Raw genomic sequence first — 22,937 nt, 5'->3', positions numbered from 1 at the left:
ATGGCGATGATGGAATATATCGATGCAATCCGGCTGGCGATGAAGGAAGAGATGGAACGTGACGAGTCGGTGTTCGTGCTGGGTGAGGATGTCGGCGTGAAGGGCGGCGTCTTCACAACAACCAAAGGTTTGCAGGAGCAGTTCGGCGCAGAACGGGTGCTGGACACACCGCTTGCGGAATCTGCTATTGCAGGGGTGGCTATCGGTGCTGCAATGTATGGTATGAAGCCGATTGCCGAGATGCAGTACTCGGATTTCATGCTGCCCGCAACGAACCAGATTATCAGCGAAGCCGCCAAAATCCGCTACCGTTCCAATAATGACTGGAACTGTCCGGTCGTCATCCGTGCGCCGATCGGCGGCGGCATCTTCGGCGGGCTGTACCACTCGCAGTGCCCGGAGTCGATCTTCTTCGGGACGCCGGGACTTAAGATTGTGGCTCCTTATTCGGCTGCAGATGCCAAGGGCCTGCTCAAGGCCGCTGTCCGCGATCCTGATCCGGTGCTGTTCTTCGAGAACAAGAAGTGCTACAAGCTGATCAAGGGAGATGTGCCGGAAGGCGACTACACGGTGCCGATTGGTGAAGCGAATCTGCTGCGTGAAGGCAGCGATATTACGGTGATCGGGTATAGCCTGCCGCTGCATTTTGCGATGCAGGCTGCTGAGGAGCTGGAGAAGGAGCATGGCCTCACCGCGCATATCCTGGATCTGCGCACCCTCCAGCCGCTGGACCGCGAGGCGATTATTGCCGCTGTCCGGCAGACCGGCAAGGTGCTGATTGTCCATGAGGACAACAAGACCGGAGGCATCGGCGCTGAAGTGGCGGCGATCATCGCCGAGCATTGTCTCTTCGACCTCGATGCGCCAATCTTCCGCCTGTGCGGACCCGATGTCCCGGCGATGCCGATCTCACCGCCGATGGAGAAATTCTTCCTGCTCAGCAAGGACAAGGTGAAGGCTGAGATGCTGCGTCTGGCGCAGTACTAAGTTCAATAATTCATCCTGCCTGGACACCGCGACCCGGACCCGGGCAAGAATGTTGCAGAAAGTGGCTTTAGATACGAAATAAATAGTGGATTAGGCAGAATGCTGCAGGAAATGCAACAAAATATCCGCTTTGCCGCCTGTATGAACAGGAATGCTGCATTTCGTGCAACATTTTTAATTTTGGGCAGATTTTTATGAGCGAATGTTGCATTAAGTGCAGGATTTGATGGCTGAATGTTCGTTCGGAGGCCAGGAAGCTAATGCTTACCAAACTAAGCGTATGTTTCCGAAGCCAGTTTTGTACGAAGTAAATTCAAGAAGTCCACGCTTACAAACCATTAAGGAGTGACATTATGTCTGACAATACAACGCTGACGGATGTAATTATGCCGCAGCTGGCTGAATCGCTGGTCTCGGCGACCATCGGGAAATGGCTGAAGCAGCCGGGCGATCCGATAGAGCAATATGAGCCGATCTGCGAGCTGATCACGGATAAGGTGAACGCGGAGCTGCCTGCAACGGTAGACGGCACCATGGCCGAGCTGCTGGCCGAAGAGGGACAGACGGTCAGCGTCGGCGAGATCATCGCCCGCATCGCAGTGGCTGGCTCCGCTGCGCCAGCCGCGGCGGCCCCGTCACCGGCAGCTTCCGGTGACGCCCCTACACCTGCCGCTGCCCCGGCTGCGGCATCCGGCACCGCCCCGCAGGCGGCCCACGCCGCCGCGCGGCCGCCCGTGCCCGCTGCGGCTTATGACGCCGCAGCTCCAATGCGCGCCCGTTACTCTCCGGCTGTGCAGACGCTGGCCGCCGAGCACGGCATCAACCTGGCGGCCGTGCCGGGCACCGGCCTGGGCGGACGTATCACACGCAAGGATGTGCTCACGTTCCTGGAGAACGGCGCCTCCGTGCAGCCGCCGGCACCCGCAGCAGCCCCTGCTGCTGCGCCTGTACCTGACGCCGCCCCTGCACCCGCTGCGCAGCAGCCTGTGTTCCAGCCGGTGCAGGATGAATTTCAGCCGGTGCGCAATTCCGGCCTGCACCTCAGCGAATCGCCGAAGATTCCGACGATTGAGATCGAAGGCGGACGGGGCAGCAGCTCGGAATATCTGATCGACGTTACGCCGATCCGTAATACGATCGCTACCAGAATGCGCCAGAGCGTCTCGGAGATCCCGCATGCCTGGACGATGATCGAGGTCGATGTGACCAATCTGGTGGTGCTGCGCAACAAGCTGAAGGATGAGTTCAAGCGCAAGGAAGGGATCAACCTGACCTATCTCGCTTTTCTGATGAAGGCTGTGGTCAGTGCAATTAAGGATTACCCGATCATGAACTCGGTCTGGGCCGTTGACAAAATCATCGTCAAACGCGACATCAACATCTCACTGGCCGTAGGCACAGAGGATTCGGTCATGACGCCGGTCATCAAAAAAGCCGATCAGAAGAATGTCGCCGGGCTGGCCCGCGAGATCGACGAACTGGCACTCAAGACACGGGAGGGCAAGCTGCGGCTGGACGATATGCAGGGCGGTACGTTCACGGTGAACAACACCGGCTCGTTCGGCTCGATTCTGTCTTACCCGATTATCAACTATCCGCAGGCGGCAATTCTGACTTTTGAATCCATTGTCAAAAAGCCTGTCGTCATCAATGATATGATTGCCGTACGTTCGATGGCGAATATCTGTCTGTCGCTGGATCACCGGATTCTGGACGGAGTCATCAGCGGACGGTTCCTGCAGCGCGTGAAGGATAATGTGGAAGGCTACACCCCGGAGACGAAGCTCTACTAAGTAAGGCGGCTGCGGACTCCTGGGACAGGGAGAATGAGAAGCAAAGGGGAACTTACGATGACGGAGAACCTGAACCTAAGCAAACTTACAGTTACCATTCTTCCGGTGATGGAGTACGGGGCGGCCTGGGAGCTGCAAAAGGAAGCGGTGCATGCGATTGACGCGGGCACTGCTTCCGAGCAGCTGATTCTTTTGCAGCATCCGCCCACATACACCATCGGTTCACAGAATCACCCGGAGCATCTGCTCCTCAGCGGGGAACAGCTCAGGCAGCAGGGCATTGCGCTGTTTGAGATTGACCGCGGGGGAGATATTACATATCACGGGCCCGGCCAGCTGGTCGGGTACCCGCTTTTGAAGCTGGGCGAGAACGGCAAGGTTGATCTGCACGGCTATCTGCGCAAGCTGGAGTCGGTGATTATTGCGTATCTGGAGGCCTATGGCATTACGGGAACCCGCAAGCAGGGGTATACAGGGGTGTGGGTCGGTGATGAGAAAATCTGTGCAATCGGCGTAAAGTTCAACAAGTGTAAATTCCGCCGTGGGTTTGTCACCAGCCATGGCTTTGCCTTCAACGTATCGGCCGGGATCGGGCAAAGCGGCTTCACAGGCATTATCCCTTGCGGGATTGCGGAATACGGAGTGACCTCGCTTGAGGAATGTACAGGGCGCGCTTTTGACATCGGGACGGTCGCTGAAGAGCTGGTGCCTTATTTCCTGGAGCAGTTTCCGTATAGCCAAACAGCGCCCGGGGAACCCGGACGCTGTTACTTAAGCGCTAAGCGTGATTAACCGGCCATAAACGGTTCGATGACGAACAGCACCGTAGAGGCGATCATAGCGAACAGCATGATGTAGATGATAATGCGGAACCATTTTTGTCGTTGCATGAGTGACTCCTTTGAGATTAGTTTAAGTTATGAGCATAAGCCCACAATTGAACGCAGTACAACCATTGTAACGTATCTGAGAAAGAGAGGGAAGTCCATATGATATCAAAAGACCGATTGATCCATGAGTTCATGGAGCTTGTCCAGATTGACAGTGAGACCCGGAATGAACGGCAGATTGCCGATGTGCTCAAGGAGAAGTTCAGCAGCCTGGGGCTGACTGCGGTGGAGGACGATTCGCAGGAGAGAACGGGGCACGGAGCCGGCAACCTGTTCGTGACCTGGCCTGCGGACAGCGGAGTGAGCGCGCCGAAGCTGCTGTTCACGTGCCATATGGATACCGTGGTGCCCGGCCAGAAGATCAAGCCTGCCCTGGGGGAAGACGGCTGGATTCGAAGTGATGGCAGCACCATTCTTGGAGCGGATGACAAAGCGGGACTGGCTGCCCTGTTCGAAGCAATCCGGGTCATTCAGGAGCAGAAGCTGCCGCACGGCCAGATTCAGTTCGTCATTACGGCAGGCGAAGAGTCGGGGCTGATGGGCGCACGCGCCATGGACCCGGCGCATCTGGATGCAGATATGGGCTTCGCGCTGGATTCCAACGGAGAAGTGGGAGCCATCGCGATTGCAGCACCGGCCCAGGCGAAGGTAACGATGCAGATCTTCGGCAAATCCGCCCATGCAGGCGTGAACCCGGAGGATGGTATCAGCGCCATTCAGGTAGCGAGCAAAGCGATCTCGGCGATGAAGCTTGGACGGATCGACAACGAGACGACAGCGAATATCGGCAAGTTCGCCGGCGGCGGACCGACGAATGTGGTCTGCGATCATGTACAGCTCGATGCGGAGGCCCGCAGTATTGTGCAGGAGAAGGTAGAGAAGCAGATTGCCTCTATGCGTGAGGCGCTGGAGACTACCGCACGCGACCACGGTGCGCAGAGTGAATTCCGCAGCGAGATGATCTATCCGGCGTTCAGCTTTAATGGTAATGATCCGGTTGTTCAATTGGCTGACCGGGCGATCACTTCGCTGGGTCTGACGACCCGGCTGTTCGCTTCCGGCGGCGGCAGTGATGCCAATGTGTTCAACGGGCTGAACGTTCCGGTTGTGAATCTGGCGGTTGGCTACGAGGATATCCACACCACGAAGGAGCGGATCAAGGCCGCAGACATCGTCAAGGTGGCCAGCCTGGTTGTAGCCATTGTGGCCGAGAGCCAGAAGGGCTGAGCCGATCAAGACACTGTGCAGCAGGGACCCGTTCATGCCAAGGCTAATACCAAGGCGGTCTGCTGCCGCATAACAAATAATAAACAGGAGCTGCTTCCGGGATGATCCGGGAGACAGCTCCTTCTTATACTCTGGAATATTATAGACGCTGACCGGAAGAACGAAGCGGCATTATCCAGCCTTGGAAGCTTTGATCCGCGAATCTGCCTGGAGCAGCAGGATGTAAGAGAGGGGCATATCGCGCCCGTATTGCTTCATCCACCCGGCCATTACGGCCATAATCTGTTCCGGTTTACCTACCATTGTAACTGCGGATGAGCTTGCTTGGACAAGGATGTTATTCATGCCTGCATTCCTTCTTTCTTCTTAAGTTTGCTATAATACACCCTATGCATAACGATGCCAAAGGAGACCACAAATCTATGAAAAAAGATGAAATCAACCGCAACCCCGCATTGGATGAAGAAACATTGTCAACGAAGCCGATTTTTGCAGGCCACATTATTTCGCTTCAGGTGGATACTGTGAGACTGCCGGACGGCAACACTGCAACCCGTGAGGTCGTGAAGCACCCTGGAGCTGTAGCTGTGCTGGCTTTGAATCAAGGTAAAATGCTGGTCGTGGAGCAGTACCGTCAGCCGATGCACCGTACCGAGGTGGAGATTCCCGCAGGCAAGCTGGACCCGGGTGAAGATCCGCTGGCGGCTGCGGGCCGTGAGCTTCAGGAGGAGACCGGATTTCATAGCGGGGGGCTGAGGCTGCTGAAGTCGTTCTACACCTCTCCCGGCTTCGCCGACGAGATCATTCACCTCTATGTGACCGAGGATGCCCAGCCGGGCGAGATGGCGCTGGATGAGGATGAGTTCCTGGAGGTCTCGGAGCTGACGCTGGAGGAAGCCTACCAGTACATTGCGGACGGACGGATTGCCGATGCGAAGACGATGATGGCGGTCTATGCCTGGCATCTCTACACGCTGACAGGCCAATGGCACTAGCGGCAGAACTCAGCAGTGTCTATTGCGATCTGCATGTGCATATCGGACGGACCTCAGAGGGCCAGGCGGTCAAAATCAGCGGCAGCCGTGATCTGACCTTCGCCGGGATTGCCCGGGAAGCGGCGGAGCGCAAGGGGATTGGCCTGATCGGCATTATCGACAGCCACTCTCCGGGGGTGCTGCGGGATATTGTTGCGGCGCTGGACTCAGGCGAGATGACGATAGCTGCGGGCGGCGGAATTGCGTACCGGGGAACGACGATCCTGCTGGGAACCGAGATTGAGATCCGCGAGCCCGGGCGGCGGGAGTGCCATGTCCTGGCCTTCATGCCGGACCTCGGGACAATGGAGGATTTCAGCACCTGGATGAGCGCCCATATGCGTAATGTGAATCTCAGCTCCCAGCGCCTGTACGCCCCTTCCAGGGTGCTTCAGGACGAGATTACCGGGCGGGGCGGACTGCTGATTCCGGCCCATATTTTCACGCCTCACAAGGGACTCTATGGATGTGCGGCCGAGCGGATGGCTGAGTTATTCGATCTGGACCGCATCGCGGCGGTGGAGCTTGGCCTCAGTGCGGATTCAGAGATGGCAGGGTATATCTCGGAGCTTGACCGTTACAGCTTCCTGACTAATTCCGATGCCCATTCTCTCGGCAAAATCGGCCGCGAGTACAATGTCATCGAGATGCGGGAGCCCTCCTTCGAGGAGCTGAAGCTGGCGCTCCAGCGCTCGGCAGGACGCAGGGTCAGCGCCAACTTCGGGCTGAATCCCCGGCTGGGCAAATATCACCGGACCTACTGCGGCGGCTGCGGCAGCATCATCGATGAAGCCTACAGCACCTCGGAGCGCTGCCCGTATTGCGGCAGTCCGAAGCTGGTCCAGGGTGTGCTGGACCGCATCCTGCACATTGCCGACCGTCCGCTGCCGCAGGTTCCGGAATATCGGCCGCCTTACCATTACCAGGTGCCGCTGGAGTTCATTCCCGGCCTCGGCAAGCGTAAGCTGAACCTGCTGCTGGAGGCTTTTGGCACAGAGATGAACATTCTGCACCGGGCTGGAGAAGCTGAGCTTGCCGCTGTAGCGGGGGCAGAGCTGGCCGGGCTGATCGTGCTGGCCCGCAGCGGGCAGCTCGTCCTCTCCTCGGGAGGCGGTGGCACCTACGGCAAGGTGCTCAAGAGCTAAGGACAAGTCATAGATCAGGACATTCCCTCATATGGTGTAACATGTGACCGGAAAGGGGAATGTCAGGGTGCGCAGTTTAAAGCTGATGGTGAAGGAACAGACGCCTCTTTATATTTTTGTCGCGGTATTATTTCTGGTCGGGGTGGTCTTCGGAGCGCTTATCGTCACTGCGCTTACGCTGGATCAGCAGCAGGAGCTGGGCGATTACTTAAGCAATTTCTTCGTGACGGTCGATCAGCAGGGACTGCCTGCCGCGCAGGATTCATACTGGAGCATCGCCGCCTTTCATCTGAAGTGGGTTGGCCTGATCTGGGTGCTCGGCTTGTCCGTGATCGGACTTCCGGGAATTCTGATTCTGGATTTCCTCAAAGGCGTGCTGATCGGCTTCACCGTCGGCACGCTCGTCAGCCAATATTCCTGGCACGGCATGCTGTTCGCCCTGGTCTCCGTCGCTCCGCATAATCTGGTGCTGATTCCGGTTCTGCTGGTATGTAGCGCGGCGGCCCTCGGTTTCTCTCTGCTAATGATCCGCAGCCGGGTGCTGGGACAGCAGCGCCGCACGCAGGTGACTCATCCGTTCATGATGTATACGCTGCTCTCGCTGGGGATGGCGCTGCTGGTGATGGGAATCTCAGGCTTCGAGGCTTACGTGACTCCGGTGATGATGCGCTGGGTGACGCCTCTTCTGGTGTCGGCCGGATGAGGAAGAATTTTCAAATATGGAGGATCTGTGAATGAATGGGCCAGCCCTGTCGAGATGCTAAAACCGTTTGACTTCTTAAAGGAAATCCCCCTATAATGGAAGAAGTGGCTTGAAGCCCGGTGTGGTAATTTTCCAAGGGGGAGGCAGACAATGGAAGCCCGAATAGACAAGATTAAGCAACAACTACAATCCCAAGGATACAAGCTTACACCTCAACGGGAAGCGACCTTAAGAGTTCTCCTGGAGAACGAGGATGATCATTTAAGTGCGGAAGATGTATTCATGCTTGTGAAAGAAAAGGCGCCCGAGATCGGTCTTGCCACCGTGTATCGTACCCTGGAACTGCTTAGCGAGCTTCATGTCGTGGAGAAGATCAATTTCGGAGACGGTGTGGCCCGCTATGATCTGCGTACGGATACGGCGAAGCATCATCATCATCATTTGATTTGTGTGCAGTGCGGAAGTATGGATGAGATTCGTGAGGATTGGCTCGGACCGCTGGAAGAGCGGCTGGAGCAGGAATACAACTTCACGGTGGTTGATCATAGACTTGATTTTCACGGAATATGCCACCGCTGCAAGGATAAGAATCCGGCAGAGGATAATACTCCCGAATAAGCGTATATAGAACGTGGACTTAAGAATGCTTCATTGCGAAATTCCTAAGCTCATCTTCAAATGAGGAATGACCGCGCAAGCTCTCCCCCGGCTGAATGGCTGGAGGGGAGCTTTTTGATTGCCTGGAGAGCAAGGATAGTGGGCTGTAGCGGGGAATGAAAGGGATAAATCCCTTTGAATTGGCTGAAAGTGATCTGGATAAGGAAAAGAAAGGGATAAATCCCACTAAATTCACTAAAAGTGTGCTGGACGGGCAGTTGAAGGAGAGTAATGAAGAGCACAAGTGCACCTGAATTCAGCCAAAGTCGGCTAAACGGGCAAATGAAGAGCACAAGTGCACCTAAATCCAGTCCAAGTACGCTATATTGAGCAAATGAAGAGCATTAGTGCACCTGATTTTGGCAAACGTGGACTAAACAGGGGAATAAGGTGTAAAATTGCACCTGATTTCGGCAGAGCCGTCTCAGTGAGGGCGGCCAGGGAGCCAAATATTACTTAACATACATAACACGTTCCTCCGGCGCATAAAGTGAAGGACGAGTTCTGCCCGCATTCTTTCTACTCGCCGCCTTGCCTGCGCTTACCCAAGTGCAGCAGAAGGGGAGCATATACAGGATGATGATGCAGATGCTGATATCATTTTGAGGAGGCTGCCTGGATGATTATTTCTCTGCCCCGCACGGTGCGCCGGCTGTATTTCATGACGATGCTTGTGGCGGTAAGCTGTGTGCTGTATTATGTTTTGAGCTGGGTCAGCGCATGGATCAGCCCGGCCCGCAATGTTGAGATTCCGGAAGGCACCGCCGTCCGGGCGTTTCAGGATGTCCAGTATGGGGAACAGGGGATAAGTGCGGGGGATCGCCTGCGCCTTTTTTACTGGTACGGGGAGTAACGGGCCGGATTGCAGGATTAAGGGAGAAGTATGTCGAATCAATCTATAGCATGTCATGGAACAACGCTGTTCCGGCTGCTGGATCTCAACCCGCTGCGAAGCCGCATGAAGCAGCCTGAGTCTGACAGGAGCGTGAATTGATGAAGTCATACTTACAGCCGTTTATGCAGTATTTGTCCGGGGACAAAGGATTGTCTCCTAGTACGCTGGAATCCTATGGACGGGATATTTCGCAGTTTCTGGAGTTTACGGAAGAGCGGGGCCTGGACGCGGCCGAAGATATTAGAAGAACGCATATTATGCTCTATCTGGGTGCCCTGCGCGGAGCAGGGAAGGCAGCAGCCACGGTGAACCGGAATACGGTATCGCTGCGCGCCTATTTTCATTTTTTGCTGAAGGAACGGCTGATTGTCCAAGATCCTACGCTGGATATGGAAGCCATTAAGCCGAGTCACAAGCCGCCGGTCATTCTCAGCATTACGGAGATCGAGCGTCTGCTGGCGGCTCCGGATGAAGCTGCTCCCCAGGGGATGCGCGATAAGGCTATGCTGGAGCTGCTTTATGCGACGGGTATCCGTGTGACGGAGCTGATCTCGATGAATGTGGAGGATGTGAACACATCCTTGCGGTTCGCACGCTGCAGCGGCGCCTCTGGCAAGGAGCGTGTGGTCCCGATCGGCGTGATTGCGGCTGATTGCGTAGCCCGTTATACCTCGGGGATGCGGGACAAGCTGCTGCGTGCGAGCCGGGAGGAGCCTGCGCTGTTCCTGAATAGTCTGGGCGGACGGCTGACCCGTCAGGGCTTTTGGAAAATCATCAAAAAATACGCGCGTGAAGCTCAGATTGAGCAGGACATCACACCGCATACTCTGCGCCACTCCTTCGCTGCGCATCTGCTTGAAGGCGGGGCGGACCTGCGCTCTGTGCAGCAGATGCTGGGCCATTCCGATAGTTCGACCACTCAGATCTACAGCGGAATTGCCCGCAAGAATATGAAGGAGGTCTACGAGAATCATCATCCCCGGGCGAAATAGCCGGCTGTACAGGGATGAGGGACCTTAGGAATACGGGCGGGCGGATCGGATTAGGCCGAAAAGATGCTTTTTGTGAGTAAGAAAGTTATGATGGAATCATACTGAAGAAATCGCTCCCGGGAGAGGTTCTCCCGGAGTTTCTTCATGCTTAGAGCAGACGAGAAGATTATGCAAACTATAAAAGGAGTGAAGACGGCAATGTCCTCATTTAAACGCATCGGATTTATTGTTCTGGACAGTGTAGGTATCGGTGAAGCACCGGATGCCGCTAATTTCGGAGATACAGGCTCCCATACGCTGGGCCATATTCTGGAACGGGTTCCGGGTCTTAAGCTTCCGAATCTGCAGCAGCTCGGGCTGGCGAATATTGCCCCGCTGCCGCCGCTTGAACCGGTAACGGCCCCTACAGGCTACTACGGCAAAATGCAGGAGGTATCCGTAGGCAAGGACACCATGACCGGCCACTGGGAGCTGATGGGACTGAAGATCGAGGTTCCTTTTAACACCTATTTTGATGGCTTCCCTGCGGAGCTGATCGAGAAATTCGAAGCGGCTACCGGACGCAAGGTCATCGGTAACAAGCCGGCCTCCGGCACGGAGATTCTTGTGGAATACGGCGAGGAGCAGATGAAGACGGGCGCATGGATTGTCTATACTTCAGCGGACAGCGTGTTCCAGCTTGCGGCACATGAAGATATTATCCCTCTGGAGGAGCTATATAGCGCTTGTAAAATCGCCCGTGAGCTGACGATGGCTCCCGAGTTCTCTGTTGGCCGCGTGATTGCCCGCCCTTATGTGGGCGAGCCGGGCAACTTCGTGCGTACACCTAACCGCCATGATTATGCGGTGAAGCCGCCTGAGCCGACGGTGATGAATGCACTGGAGGATATCGGCAAGGATGTGATTGCTGTGGGTAAGATCAATGATATTTTTACCGGCGAAGGGGTAACCGCAACCTATCCGACCAAAAGCAATGAACACGGCATCCAGATTACGATCGACGAGTTGCGCAAGCCGTTCGACGGATTCCTGTTCACCAATCTGGTGGACTTCGATTCCCTCTACGGCCACCGCCGTGATCCGGAAGGCTACGGCCGTGCGCTGGAGGTATTCGATCAGGCGCTGCCTGAGCTGCTCTCTACCCTCGGTGAGGATGATCTGCTGATCATCTCCGCAGACCATGGCAATGACCCGGTCCATGCCGGAACGGACCACACACGCGAGTATGTGCCGCTCCTGGTCTACAGCCCGAGATTCAAGACTCCAGGCAGCCTGGGCATCCGCCAGACCTTCTCGGATGTGGCCGCCACAATCGCCGACAACTTCGGAGCGAAGGCGCCGCAGTACGGGACGAGCTTTTTGTCTCAACTAATCTAATTCTGGAGGAAACCAAACCATGACCAATGTGACTCTTAACCATATTCAAGAAGCAGCCGTATATATCAAAGATAAATGCACCGTCGCCCCCGAAATCGGGCTGATCCTAGGCTCCGGCCTCGGCATTCTGGCGGATCTGATCACAGATGAAGTCGTTATTCCTTATCATGAGATTCCTCATTTCCCTGTGTCCACGGTAGAAGGACATGAAGGCGAGCTGCTGATCGGCATGATCGAAGGCCGCCGCGTGGTCATGATGAAGGGCCGCTTCCACATGTATGAAGGCTACGGCCCTGAGGTTACAGCCTTCCCGGTACGGGTGATGAAGGAGCTGGGCGTAACCAGCCTGCTGGTCACCAACGCAGCCGGTGGCGTGAATACGGAATACACACCAGGGGATCTCATGCTGATCACGGATCATCTGAATCTGACCGGCCGCAATCCGCTGAGCGGACCGAACGACAATGCGCTGGGCGTAAGGTTCCCGGATATGTCCTCGGCGTACAGCCCGCGTCTGATTGCAGCTGCCAAGGAAGCTGCCGCCGCACTGAATTTTGAGTTCAAGGAAGGCGTATATGCGGGTCTGCTCGGACCGAACTATGAGACGCCTGCTGAGATCGTGATGCTGCGCCGCCAGGGAGCAGATGCCGTAGGCATGTCCACCGTATCCGAGACCATCGTTGCCCGTCATGCCGGAATTGAAGTGCTGGGCATTTCCTGTATCACCAACATGGCAGCCGGTATTCTTCCACAGCCGCTGAATCATGCAGAGGTGATGAAGACCGCTGAGCGTGTGCGCGAGCAGTTCCTGAAGCTTGTGCTTGCTTTTATTCCCAAAATGTAGGTACTGCTTCACATACGCGTTAATCTATACACAATCCATATCCGGGAGGATCAATCGATGACAACACCAACAACAGTCCCATACGGCACTCAGGTTCAGGAAGCTGCTGCATATATTCAATCCAAATTCGGCGGTTATACACCGGCAATCGGCCTTATTCTGGGTTCAGGTCTTGGCGACCTGGGCGATCAGATCGAAGATGCAGTCTACCTGCCTTATGAAGAAATTCCGCATTTCCCCCATTCAACGGTAGAAGGCCATGCCGGAAGATTCGTGATCGGTAAGCTGGAAGGCAAGGATGTTATGATCATGCAGGGCCGTTTTCACTACTATGAAGGTTATGAGATGCGCAAGGTAGTTCTTCCGGTCTATGTAATGGCTAAGCTGGGCATCGGCACCCTTGTTATTACCAACGCAGGCGGCGGGATGAACAGAGCGTTCAAGGCAGGCGACCTGATGCTGATTACCGACCATCTCAATATGACCGGCGACAACCCGCTGATCGGACCGAATGATCCGGAGCTGGGCGTAAGGTTCCCTGATATGTCCAGTGCCTATGACCCTGAATATATTGCATTGGCGAAGAAGCTTGCAGGGGGCGTTACAGGTGTGGACGGTGAAGCGCTTGTCCTGCAGGAAGGCGTATATGCCGGCATCAGCGGCCCTACTTATGAGACCCCGGCTGAGCTGAAAATGCTGGCTTATCTCGGCGGCGATGCCGTGGGAATGTCCACCGTGCCGGAGGTTATCGTGGCCAGTCACAGCAAGCTGCGTGTGCTCGGCATTACCTGTATCACCGACATGGCGATTGGCGATGAGCTGGAGCCGCTCACCCATGAGCAGGTGGTCAAAGTGGCGAACCTGACCAAGCCAAAATTCATCGGACTGGTGCGCGCCTTCGTCCGTGAGGTACAGATCTGATGCGTGCTGTTGATCTTATTCAGAAAAAAAGAGACGGCGGTGAGCTTAGCCGCGAAGAAATAGCGTTCCTGATCCAAGGCTACAGCAAAGGGGAAATCCCGGATTATCAAATTTCCGCCTGGGCAATGGCCGTGTATTTCCGCGGAATGAATGCGCGGGAGACCGGCGACCTGACTCTGGAGATGGCGATGTCTGGTGACCAGGTGGACCTTAGCCCGATTGCGGGCATCAAGGTGGACAAGCATTCTACCGGAGGCGTGGGTGATAAGACGACGGTGGTGCTTGCACCGCTGGTCGCAGCGGCCGGAGTTCCGGTAGCCAAAATGTCCGGGCGCGGCCTCGGCCACACCGGAGGCACACTGGACAAGCTGGAGTCGATCACGGGATTCTCGGTGGAGATGGACCGGGAACGGTTCTTCGCCCAGGTGGGCGAGATCGGTGCGGCGGTGATCGGCCAGTCCGGCAACATCACGCCGGCGGACAAGAAGCTGTATGCCCTGCGTGATGTGACGGCCACGGTGGAATCGATCCCGCTGATTGCCAGCTCCGTCATGAGCAAGAAGATCGCCGCAGGCGCTGACGCCATCGTGCTGGATGTGAAGACTGGCAGCGGCGCATTCATGAAGACACTGGACGATTCCATCGCGCTCGCCCAGGCCATGGTGGATATCGGGACACACCTTGGCCGCAACACGGTAGCGGTCATCAGCGATATGGACCAGCCGCTGGGCTTCGGTATCGGCAATGCCCTGGAGATCAAAGAGGGTATCGAAACCTTGAACGGTCACGGGCCGAAGGATCTGCAGGAGGTCTGCCTGATCCTGGGCAGCCAGATGCTGGTGCTCGGCGGCAAGGCGAAGGATGAGGAAGAAGCGCGCTCCATGCTGCTGTCCCATATCGAAGATGGCAGCGCCCTCGCTAAGTTCAAGCAGATGGTGTCAGCCCAGGGCGGCGATGTCTCGCAGATTGATTCGCCTGATACCCTGCCTGCTGCCCGCAGATTCATCGAGGTCAAGGCTGCGACCGCAGGCTATGTGGAGAGCATCCAGGCTGAAGAGATCGGTGTGGCCGCGATGCTGCTCGGTGCCGGACGCGAGACGAAGGAGTCCGTGATCGATCTGGCGGTCGGCATTCAGCTCTCGCTGAAGGTCGGCGACGCCGTGGCTGCAGGCGATACGCTGGCAGTACTGCATGTGAACGATGCCAGCGAGAGCAAGGTGCAGGAGGCCGAAGTCAAAGTGCTGGAGGCTTACCGCATCTCCGCCCAGCCAGTTCCGCCGCAGCCGCTGGTTTTTGCGCTGGTGACCAAGGACGGGGTAACGCGTTACTAGCTGGAAACGGAGTATTACGCTGGAATCCTGTTAATACAAACAAGCCGTACGAATCAGCAGATTGCTGGCGTACGGCTTGTTTTATTTTTGATTAGGGAAATTATGATTTACGTCCGATGGGGATAAGTAGTGCATAAAGTTGGGGGGAGGTCCGAACACATGAACAGCGCGTGGTCATCTGGGCCGGATGTGGTCGAAAAACCGACCACATTCGGTGCAGCGGAGGCGTGTGGGCCAGATATGGTCGAAAAACCGACCACATTCGGTGCGGCGGAGGCGTGTGGGCCGGATATGGTCGAAAAACCGATCACATTCGGTGCGGCAAAGGCGCGTGGGCCGGATATGGTCGAAAAACCGACTACATTCGGTGCGGTAGAGATGCGTGGGCCGGATATGGTCGAAAAACCGATCACAATGGGGATGCCGCAGGCATTTTGTTCTGAAGACATCCGGGTAATTCTTCCGCCTGTTCCCTACGTACCTAGTAATTCCCTTTGCATAAGCCTGAATCTCGTAACGAATGGAACCAAACTACTGATTACTAGGGTCAACAGCATACGCAGTTGAAATTGGTTTGAATAGGATAGACTACATTATATTTTATTACCGGATTCATATGGAAGGAGCCGATAGGTTCTGGATGAATCTGCAGTTCATTTAATAGAGATTGACACTTTAAGCAATGAAGTAGCTAAATTCTGGAGAAGGAGGCCGGGGAATGGCGGTATGGAATACGGGGCCTATTGAGAATAATGCTGTAAACGGCTCAAGACCAACGATATCATCGACTGTAATAATCGCCAATCAAAGTACAACCCAACCCGTGATCGTCTTAACACAGGGTTACAATCTCAGTGGGATGAGATCATTGTTTATCTTAAGCCAGGATGAGATTCTACCCAATACGGTGATTTCAAGAGATTATTACAGTAATCTTAATTCCTTTGAATTTGTATTTACAATCACTGGTGGAGCTGTTGATAACACAGAAATATCTGTATGGGGAAAAGGAAGTTCAGGTCAGCTAACTACCCCTCATCGCTTAGTTTCTGCAGAATTACTAGGTTATTCTGGAGGGGGTGGTGTCACAGGGTCAACAGGAGCGGCTGGTGTAACTGGAGCCACGGGGGCGACAGGTGTGACGGGAGGAACGGGAATCACCGGGGCGACAGGTGTGACAGGGGCAACGGGCGAGACTGGAACCACAGGTGTAACGGGAGCAACCGGAGATACAGGAGTAACCGGGGCAACTGGAGTTACTGGGGCAACGGGTGAGACCGGGACCACAGGTGTGACGGGAACTACCGGAGTTACAGGAGCCACAGGAGCAACCGGGGCAACTGGAGTTACAGGGGCAACGGGCGAGACTGGAACCACAGGTGTAACGGGAACTACAGGAGCTACAGGAGCTACCGGAGCAACGGGAGTAACCGGGGCGACAGGTGTGACGGGGGCAATGGGTGAGACTGGAACCACAGGTGTAACGGGAGCAACCGGGGCAACTGGAGTAACGGGGGCAACGGGCGAGACTGGAACCACAGGTGTAACGGGAACTACCGGAGCTACAGGAGTAACCGGAGGAACTGGAGCAACTGGAATTACGGGGACCACAGGTGTAACGGGAGTTACGGGAGCCACCGGGGCAACTGGAGTTACGGGAGGAACGGGAGCCACCGGGGCAACTGGCGTTACTGGGGCAACGGGTGAGACCGGAACCACAGGTGTAACGGGAACTACCGGAGCTACAGGAGCAACGGGAGCAACGGGAGTAACGGGAGTAACCGGGGCAACGGGAGTTACGGGAGGAACGGGAGCCACCGGGGCAACTGGAATTACAGGGGCGACGGGAGAGACCGGAACCACTGGCGCAACAGGAGTCACCGGAGCAACCGGAGTAACAGGAGTAACAGGAGTAACAGGAGTAACAGGAGTAACAGGAGTAACAGGAGTAACAGGAGCGACAGGAGTGACAGGAACAACGGGAATTACAGGAGTAACCGGAGTAACAGGAGCGACAGGTGTAACCGGGGCAACGGGAATCACAGGAGCAACCGGAGTAACAGGAGGGACAGGTGTAACGGGAACAACAGGAGTCACGGGAGCTACCGGAGCAACTGGTGTAACGGGAACAACAGGAGTCACAGGGACAACGGGAGCTACAGGCGCAACGGGGACACCTACTCTGGCATTTACCAACACTACAGGCTCAATAGCTATCTATCCTCCTTTGAATACAGAAGTCGTTGTTGTTTCGGTGACTCAGAACGAAGTGGTATCCCAGCGGCTGAAAATAGATTACGCTATATCATTAGAAGCGATCACTTCGTCCAACTGGTCACTTGTTGCTGAGCTTCGAATCTACCGCGATGCAACGTTGATCTCTACAAGAACCCTTAACCGTAGCGGGAATGCTTCGGGAACTCAACGTTTTCCTATTGCGGACACTTATGTTGATACAGCTCCGGCTACAGCTTCTGTATCCTACCAAGTTCGTGCAATTGTCACCACGGATACCAATGTAACCTCAGCAACAGTTATCAATCGAAATCTCAATATTATTACTTTCACACCCTAACCCCACTCCACCCGGCAGATTAAAAGTAAAATAGCCTTAGCCCAGAAACTGAGCTAAGGCTATAAGTGTATCTGAGGATAATTGAATCATACTCCGTAACTGCTAAACGGAACATACCGCTACCCCACCGGCAGATAATCCTCCATCGCAGACATCATCTGATAAGCCCCGTTACTCTTGTTACAGAGAGCAGTAATTGTTAAGCTCCGTTCGGGATAATATGCGGAGTGGAAGCTGATCCCGGGATCGTAGCCCATGATATGGTACTTTAGCACCTTTTCGCTGGGGCCGGACTGTATCCACACGCCATAACCGTAATAGCTGTCCTTTCGCTCATATATATGCGGTGTCAGCAGCAGAGCCGTGGTCTCTGCCTGTAACAGCTTGTGTTCAAGCAAGCCGCTCCACAGCTTATGCATATCCGCCGCCGTAACAAATGCCCCTCCGTCCCCGCCTCCGACCACCGGAATGGAGTAGATGTTGCTGGTCTTTTTCCCATTGCTGCTGTCGATGTATCCCTGAGCGGTGTGGGCCGGAAGCGCATCAAGCGCGAAGTAACCGGAATCCTTCATCCCGCAAGGCAGGAAAATATGTTGTTCTACATATTCCGTAAAAGGTTGCCCGCTGACGGCTTCTACGAGCATAGCAAGCATGATATATCCTGCATTGTTATAGTGAAACCGCCCGCCTGGGGCGAATTTCATCGGCAGTCCGGCGAACAGCGGGAGGAAATCTCCGGGCCGCCTCAGCGTGTACATCGGGGTCTCCTTCCACAGTGCCGCGAAATCCTCCATCTCTTCTTCATCGAAGTAATCCGGTATGCCCGAGCTGTGAGTCAATAGCTGATGCACTGTGATCGCCGGATCGAACAATGGGAATTCCTGCTTCGGCAGGATGTCCAGTATTTTGGCGTCAAAAGAAAACAAACCCTGCTCTGCGAGCTGGCAGACTGCAATGGCGGTAAATAGCTTGCTGCCGGAAGCGATGGCGAAGCGGGTGTGGGCCTGGTTGAGCCGTACGTCCCCGATATTAGCTATCCCAAAAGCTGCCGCTGCAAGGACATGCTCCCGTTCCGTCACCTGTACGACCCCTGAGAACCCCGTCCGCCGGGCCTCTTCACTGATAATCTGGACCAGCTTGTCCTTGTTAATCTGATGTGCAGACTTCATCGTATGAAGCACCTCCTGTCTGGAAAATAAAGCATCAGTACCCTGATATATTTCGCTGCTTGGGAGAATTAACCTTTATTCATGGGCGGTAAGCCGTAAGAGTGTACGCTGCGCGTAAGGTTTATCTGCAAAGGACAAGAAATGCTGTTCCAGTTTGGCAGGGCGGTACATTGTGGACATTTTGCGAGATGAGATAGTATAAATGCAAACATGACAAACATGAGCATGCATCCGGGGAGGAATTAGAATGGCACTTCAGCAAACGATTACAGTCTTGAACGCACTGGACAGCGCTTATGTTAACGGTAAGCAGGTCAAGCAGTTATTCGCAGAATATCCTGCGGTTAAGGTTGAGATTCAGAAGGTCGAAGGGGAGAAGGGCAGCACAGAATTCGTTAAAATCACGATCCCGGGCAGCGAAGGCAAGCTCACTGGCGGATCTGCCCCAACGTTTGGTATTGTCGGCAGACTGGGTGGTATCGGGGCGCGCCCGAGCCGGATTGGCCTGGTCTCTGATGCAGACGGTGCGGTCGCGGCGATTGCTTCTGCGCTGAAGCTGGCAGACATGCAGACCAAAGGGGATGTGCTGCTGGGGGATGTGCTGGTTACCACCCATATTTGCCCGGATGCTCCAACCCTGCCGCACGAGCCGGTGGATTTCATGGATTCTCCTGTAGATATTCTGCAGATGAATGAGCATGAAGTGCTGCCGGAGATGGAAGCGGTTCTATCGATTGATACGACCAAAGGCAACCGTGTGGTTAACCACAAAGGGATCGCCATCTCACCGACGGTTAAAGAAGGCTATATTCTGCGGGTCAGCGAAGATTTGCTGCGGATCAAGGAAATGACGACCGGACAGTACCCGGTGACTTTTCCGGTGACGACTCAGGATATTACCCCTTACGGCAACGGGCTGTATCATATCAATTCCATTCTTCAGCCTGCGGTAGCTACCTCTGCTCCGGTGGTGGGCCTCGCGATTACTGCCCAGTCTATGGTTCCGGGCTGTGGTACCGGTGCCAGCCATGAGGTGGATATTGCTCAGGCGGTGCGTTTTGCTATCGAGACGGCCAAGGAAGTAACGCAGGGGACATGCTCCTTCTACAACGAAGCAGAGTTTGCGAAGATTACCGAGCTGTACGGCTCCATGAGCGTGCTGCAGACGCTGGGTAAACCGGCAGTCATCTCTCATTAACAGGATAACAGATGTACATGTACAGTCAGGCGCTGAGCTTCCTTCAGCGCCTGCTCTGTTAGCACAGCTTGGTTTGTAACCTATAGCGTCTGGAGGGACAAGAATGAAGAATATCGGGCTGATTACGATTGGGCAAGCACCCAGGCAGGATGTCGCGCCCATCATTGAGAAATATCTGGAAGGCAAGGCGGGACTGGTTCAGTCCGGGGTGCTGGACGGGTTCACGGCTGAACAGGTGCGTGAATTCTACAGTCCAGGGCCGGGAGAGTATGTGCTGACCACCCGCATGGCGGACGGGTCCGCTGCGGTAATTTCGCGGGAGCGGATACAGTCCGTTCTCCAAGGGAAGATTGATGCTATGGAAGCCGCTGGGATTCGGACGATCCTGCTGGCGTGTACGGGAGTTTTTCCGGGACTGCATACGTCTGCTGCCCATCTGATTGAGCCGGACCGGATCATTCCTCCGGTCGTGCAGGCGATGCTGGACGGGCGCCGTCTGGGACTGATTGGCCCTTTGCCCGAGCAGGAGGACGCAATGATTGAAAAATTCGCAGGAGCCGGAGCACGGCTGCCATTCGCAGCGGCATCACCTTATACGGGTACGGAAGCGGATTTTCGCGCCGCAGCAGAGCGTCTGCGGGATCATGCGGACGTGATAGTGCTTGACTGTATGGGATATGTGGAGCAGCATAGACAGTGGGCGGCCTCCGCAGGAGTGCCCGCCGTGCTGTCCAATGCCCTGATGGGCAAGCTGGTAGCAGAAATGGTTTAATCCCGGGAGGAAATGAAGATGAGTGAAGCAAGAATAGCAATTAGTATGAACGTTCTTAAGGATTGTCTCGGGGTTGCCAGCGGAGAACTGCTGGCCGTAGTAGCTGATGATGATAAGCGTGATCTGGCTGAGTCGGTCTATGAGGCAGGCAAGCGGCTGGGAGCGGAATCGATGCTGCTGGTCATGCAGCCGCGGAGCAGATCGGGGGAGGAGCCTCCGGCTCCGGTTGCAGAAGCTATGGCTAAGGCGGATGTGGCCGTATGCATCACGACCCATTCGATGACACATACAGCGGCGCGCAAGCAGGCAGCCGCAGCGGGAACCCGGGTAGCGACCATGCCGGGAATCACCGATGATATGTTCAGCCACGGGGCGATTACTGCGGATTATGGGCAGGTTAAGGCACTGACCGAGCAGGTTGCTGCGCTATTGTCTGCGGGCAGCCGGGTGCGTGTGGAGAAGGAAGGTCTGGTTCTTAGTTTCTCTATTGACGGCCGGGATGGTATTCTCAGCACCGGATTATATCTAAATCCGGGAGAGTCCGGCAATCTGCCCTCCGGTGAAGCTTATATTGCGCCGCTGGAAGGCACTGCTACGGGCCAGATTAAAGTGGATGGCTCGGTTGCAGGGATCGGTGCTTTGGACGGCCCGATGGTGTTGACCGTGGAGCATGGCCGGCTGGTTCATGCCGACGGGGAGCATGGCGGGAAGCTGCTGGACATGCTTGGAGATGGCGATGGCAGGCTGCTTGGCGAATTCGGGATCGGGACCAACAACAAGGCCCGGATCACGGGCGTGGTGCTGGAGGATGAGAAGGTGTACGGGACGATTCATGTGGCTTTTGGCAGCAATAACACGTTCGGCGGAGTTGTCGCGGCTGGCGTACATATTGACGCAGTAGTCATGAAGCCGGATGTGTACATCGACGATAAGCTGATTATGCAGGCTGGGGAATTGCTGTAAGCGGAATGGAAGCTGCTGAACGCGAGGTTCAATCATTACTGTAGTGAACCTTTGGATTTCCGGCTGCTATTGCTGTTTACGGCTGAAATAGGGCGGCTGGTTATGCTGCTGCAGCATCTAAATCAGGGCGAATCAGGAGGAGATAGGATGCTTGGAATCATACGTGTTATTACACTGCAGGAGAGCTCTGCGATCCAGTTACATGGAGATTTAATTGAGCGGTGTTACGGTCTGCCGGTGATAAGCCGCTGCATCCCGGATCAGCCTCAGGGTGTGCATGATGCGCAGACAGAGGCTGAATCCATTCCGAAGATTATCTCACTTGCGCGGGAACTGGAGCAGCAGGGCTGCACGGTAATCGGCATCAGCTGTGCAGCTGACCCTGCCTTGGCAGAAGCCAGGGCAGTGGTGAATGTTCCTGTGCTGGGAGCAGGCTCCTGCGCGGCTCATACGGCCATGGCGTACAGCAGCCGGGTGGGGGTGCTGACGATTCTGGAAGAGGTGCCGCCGCTCATCCGCAGCATTCTCGGCGATGCCTACGTTGGCATGGACCGCCCCGACGGCGTGACAACCACGCTGGATCTGAACACACCCGCCGGACGGGCAGGCGCGCTGGCCGGTGCCGCCCGGCTCGTGGAGCGCGGCGCGGAAGTGCTGGTGCTGGCGTGCACCGGCTTCGCGACCATAGGGCTGGCAGCGGAGCTGGAAGAACGGCTGGGCATCCGGGCGTTCGATCCCATACTTTGCCTTGGTGCAGCGGCTGCTGCGTCAGCTTCTGGTGAGGGAGCTGTGCATCGCATGTAGAATGGCTTTTTGTGTTGGGCAGGCTTTGCAATTTGCTAGAACTCGCGTCCTTGTAAGTGTGGGGCAGACTACGTGTATAGGCGATGTGCGGCAAATAATGCGTGAAAATCAATGTGTGAAAATCAATGCGTGTAAACTAATGTGTGGCAAACTAATAGCTATGATCTCCTTAAAGCGCTCCTCCTGGCTCAGGCCCGGGGGACGCTTGTTTGTGGTTAGGGGATTAGAGGAGCACAAGTGCCCCTGAATTCGGCGTAAGCGGGCAAAAGGAGCGAATGAGGAGCATTAGTGCCCCTGAATTTCGCGAAAGTGGGCAAAGGGAGCGAATGAGGAGCAGAAGTGCACCTGAATTGGGCGTTAGTGGGCAAAAGGAGCGAATGAGGAGCATTAGTGCCCCTGAATTGGGCAGATTGACTATGGGGGGAGTATTGGCGGGGGAGAGCTTTGGGGAAGCAGGAGAGTGGGGCGGCGTGGATGAGTATCTTTTGAGTAACATTTGGCATTTATTGTGCTCAGTGAATGGGAGGGGAGATAAATTAGGGAATAGTTAGTTACAGATCCGTTGAATCGTTAAGCTTAGCCGTACTGAACAGAATAATTAGTGAGGAGAGCAATCTGGTAAATTATAGTTGGTCAGGTACATAGGGAGTATGATGCAGC

The 22,937-nt window shown here is 55.3% G+C and carries 23 protein-coding genes; 20 read left to right on the top strand and 3 right to left on the bottom strand.

The window, feature by feature from the left end:
* From MKX51_RS19875 to lipB, 3 genes are all read left to right on the top strand, one after another.
* Nucleotides 1-987: an alpha-ketoacid dehydrogenase subunit beta gene (locus MKX51_RS19875; RefSeq protein WP_340993563.1), complete on the top strand. Its 987-nt coding sequence runs from the start codon at nt 1-3 to the stop codon at nt 985-987.
* A 353-nt stretch (nt 988-1,340) separates the two neighbouring features.
* Nucleotides 1,341-2,780 (top strand): dihydrolipoamide acetyltransferase family protein, encoded by a 1,440-nt coding sequence (locus MKX51_RS19870; RefSeq protein WP_340993562.1) that lies wholly within the window; start codon nt 1,341-1,343, stop codon nt 2,778-2,780.
* Between the two features lie 57 nt (nt 2,781-2,837).
* Nucleotides 2,838-3,572, top strand: a complete 735-nt coding sequence (lipB, locus tag MKX51_RS19865) for a lipoyl(octanoyl) transferase LipB (protein ID WP_340993561.1) — start codon at nt 2,838-2,840, stop codon at nt 3,570-3,572.
* On the opposite strand, the gene prli42 is transcribed toward lipB, so the two are convergent.
* Nucleotides 3,569-3,670 (bottom strand): stressosome-associated protein Prli42, encoded by a 102-nt coding sequence (gene prli42 / locus MKX51_RS19860; RefSeq protein WP_155991680.1) that lies wholly within the window; start codon nt 3,668-3,670, stop codon nt 3,569-3,571. The genes lipB and prli42 overlap by 4 nt on opposite strands.
* 99 nt (nt 3,671-3,769) lie before the next feature.
* Between prli42 and MKX51_RS19855 the strand changes: the two genes are divergently transcribed.
* Nucleotides 3,770-4,897: a M20/M25/M40 family metallo-hydrolase gene (locus MKX51_RS19855; RefSeq protein ID WP_340993560.1), complete on the top strand. Its 1,128-nt coding sequence runs from the start codon at nt 3,770-3,772 to the stop codon at nt 4,895-4,897.
* 171 nt (nt 4,898-5,068) lie between these two features.
* Here the strand turns inward: MKX51_RS19855 and MKX51_RS19850 are convergent, their stop codons facing one another.
* Nucleotides 5,069-5,242, bottom strand: coding sequence for a hypothetical protein (locus MKX51_RS19850; RefSeq protein WP_340827352.1), 174 nt, complete (start codon nt 5,240-5,242; stop codon nt 5,069-5,071).
* Nucleotides 5,243-5,319: 77 nt separating this feature from the next.
* Between MKX51_RS19850 and MKX51_RS19845 the strand changes: the two genes are divergently transcribed.
* From MKX51_RS19845 to MKX51_RS19790, 12 genes are all read left to right on the top strand, one after another.
* Nucleotides 5,320-5,892, top strand: a complete 573-nt coding sequence (locus MKX51_RS19845) for an NUDIX hydrolase (RefSeq protein ID WP_340993559.1) — start codon at nt 5,320-5,322, stop codon at nt 5,890-5,892.
* On the top strand, nt 5,883-7,076 hold the full coding sequence (locus MKX51_RS19840) for an endonuclease Q family protein (protein ID WP_340993558.1): 1,194 nt from the start codon (nt 5,883-5,885) through the stop codon (nt 7,074-7,076). Before MKX51_RS19845 ends, MKX51_RS19840 begins: the two co-directional genes overlap by 10 nt.
* Before the next feature lie 67 nt (nt 7,077-7,143).
* Complete coding sequence (gene spoIIM / locus MKX51_RS19835) at nt 7,144-7,779, top strand: stage II sporulation protein M (RefSeq protein WP_076086458.1); 636 nt, start codon at nt 7,144-7,146, stop codon at nt 7,777-7,779.
* Between the two features lie 150 nt (nt 7,780-7,929).
* A complete protein-coding gene (fur, locus tag MKX51_RS19830) occupies nt 7,930-8,397 on the top strand; it encodes a ferric iron uptake transcriptional regulator (protein WP_036732017.1) in 468 nt (155 codons plus the stop codon).
* A 658-nt stretch (nt 8,398-9,055) separates the two neighbouring features.
* The gene (locus tag MKX51_RS19825; protein ID WP_076086452.1) at nt 9,056-9,289 is read left to right on the top strand and encodes a DUF4227 family protein; all 234 of its coding nucleotides are present in this window, start codon (nt 9,056-9,058) and stop codon (nt 9,287-9,289) included.
* Nucleotides 9,290-9,429: 140 nt separating this feature from the next.
* Nucleotides 9,430-10,323: a site-specific tyrosine recombinase XerD gene (gene xerD / locus MKX51_RS19820; RefSeq protein ID WP_340993557.1), complete on the top strand. Its 894-nt coding sequence runs from the start codon at nt 9,430-9,432 to the stop codon at nt 10,321-10,323.
* 198 nt (nt 10,324-10,521) lie between these two features.
* A complete protein-coding gene (gene deoB, locus MKX51_RS19815; RefSeq protein ID WP_340993556.1) occupies nt 10,522-11,700 on the top strand; it encodes a phosphopentomutase in 1,179 nt (392 codons plus the stop codon).
* A gap of 19 nt (nt 11,701-11,719) precedes the next feature.
* Nucleotides 11,720-12,544 carry a purine-nucleoside phosphorylase gene (locus MKX51_RS19810; protein WP_340993555.1) on the top strand — a complete coding sequence of 275 codons (825 nt, stop codon included), beginning with the start codon at nt 11,720-11,722 and terminating at the stop codon, nt 12,542-12,544.
* A 57-nt stretch (nt 12,545-12,601) separates the two neighbouring features.
* The gene (locus MKX51_RS19805; RefSeq protein ID WP_340939530.1) at nt 12,602-13,465 is read left to right on the top strand and encodes a purine-nucleoside phosphorylase; all 864 of its coding nucleotides are present in this window, start codon (nt 12,602-12,604) and stop codon (nt 13,463-13,465) included.
* Nucleotides 13,465-14,796, top strand: coding sequence for a pyrimidine-nucleoside phosphorylase (locus MKX51_RS19800; protein WP_340993554.1), 1,332 nt, complete (start codon nt 13,465-13,467; stop codon nt 14,794-14,796). The genes MKX51_RS19805 and MKX51_RS19800 overlap by 1 nt, the downstream gene beginning before the upstream one ends.
* 159 nt (nt 14,797-14,955) lie before the next feature.
* Nucleotides 14,956-15,363, top strand: a complete 408-nt coding sequence (locus tag MKX51_RS19795) for a hypothetical protein (RefSeq protein WP_340993553.1) — start codon at nt 14,956-14,958, stop codon at nt 15,361-15,363.
* 151 nt (nt 15,364-15,514) lie between these two features.
* Nucleotides 15,515-17,371, top strand: a complete 1,857-nt coding sequence (locus MKX51_RS19790; RefSeq protein ID WP_340993552.1) for a collagen-like triple helix repeat-containing protein — start codon at nt 15,515-15,517, stop codon at nt 17,369-17,371.
* A 119-nt stretch (nt 17,372-17,490) separates the two neighbouring features.
* On the opposite strand, the gene MKX51_RS19785 is transcribed toward MKX51_RS19790, so the two are convergent.
* Nucleotides 17,491-18,540: a serine hydrolase domain-containing protein gene (locus MKX51_RS19785; protein ID WP_340993551.1), complete on the bottom strand. Its 1,050-nt coding sequence runs from the start codon at nt 18,538-18,540 to the stop codon at nt 17,491-17,493.
* 247 nt (nt 18,541-18,787) lie between these two features.
* Here MKX51_RS19785 and MKX51_RS19780 point away from each other — a divergent pair, with 247 nt between their 5' ends.
* The 4 genes from MKX51_RS19780 (at nt 18,788) to MKX51_RS19765 (ending at nt 22,277) form a co-directional block, all read left to right on the top strand.
* Entirely contained in the window at nt 18,788-19,738 is a 951-nt protein-coding gene (locus tag MKX51_RS19780; protein ID WP_340993550.1) for a DUF1177 domain-containing protein, read from the top strand.
* A 103-nt stretch (nt 19,739-19,841) separates the two neighbouring features.
* On the top strand, nt 19,842-20,510 hold the full coding sequence (locus tag MKX51_RS19775; protein ID WP_340993549.1) for an AroM family protein: 669 nt from the start codon (nt 19,842-19,844) through the stop codon (nt 20,508-20,510).
* 18 nt (nt 20,511-20,528) lie between these two features.
* Nucleotides 20,529-21,473, top strand: coding sequence for an aminopeptidase (locus MKX51_RS19770; RefSeq protein ID WP_340993548.1), 945 nt, complete (start codon nt 20,529-20,531; stop codon nt 21,471-21,473).
* Nucleotides 21,474-21,620: 147 nt separating this feature from the next.
* On the top strand, nt 21,621-22,277 hold the full coding sequence (locus MKX51_RS19765; RefSeq protein WP_340993547.1) for an aspartate/glutamate racemase family protein: 657 nt from the start codon (nt 21,621-21,623) through the stop codon (nt 22,275-22,277).
* The last annotated feature ends 660 nt before the right edge of the window (nt 22,278-22,937 follow it).

It is taken from the genome of Paenibacillus sp. FSL M7-0420 (assembly GCF_038002345.1).
Taxonomy (GTDB): Bacteria; Bacillota; Bacilli; order Paenibacillales; family Paenibacillaceae; genus Paenibacillus_AQ.
Note: the sequence above shows the minus strand (reverse complement) of the source record. Positions and strands in the feature narration are given on the sequence as shown.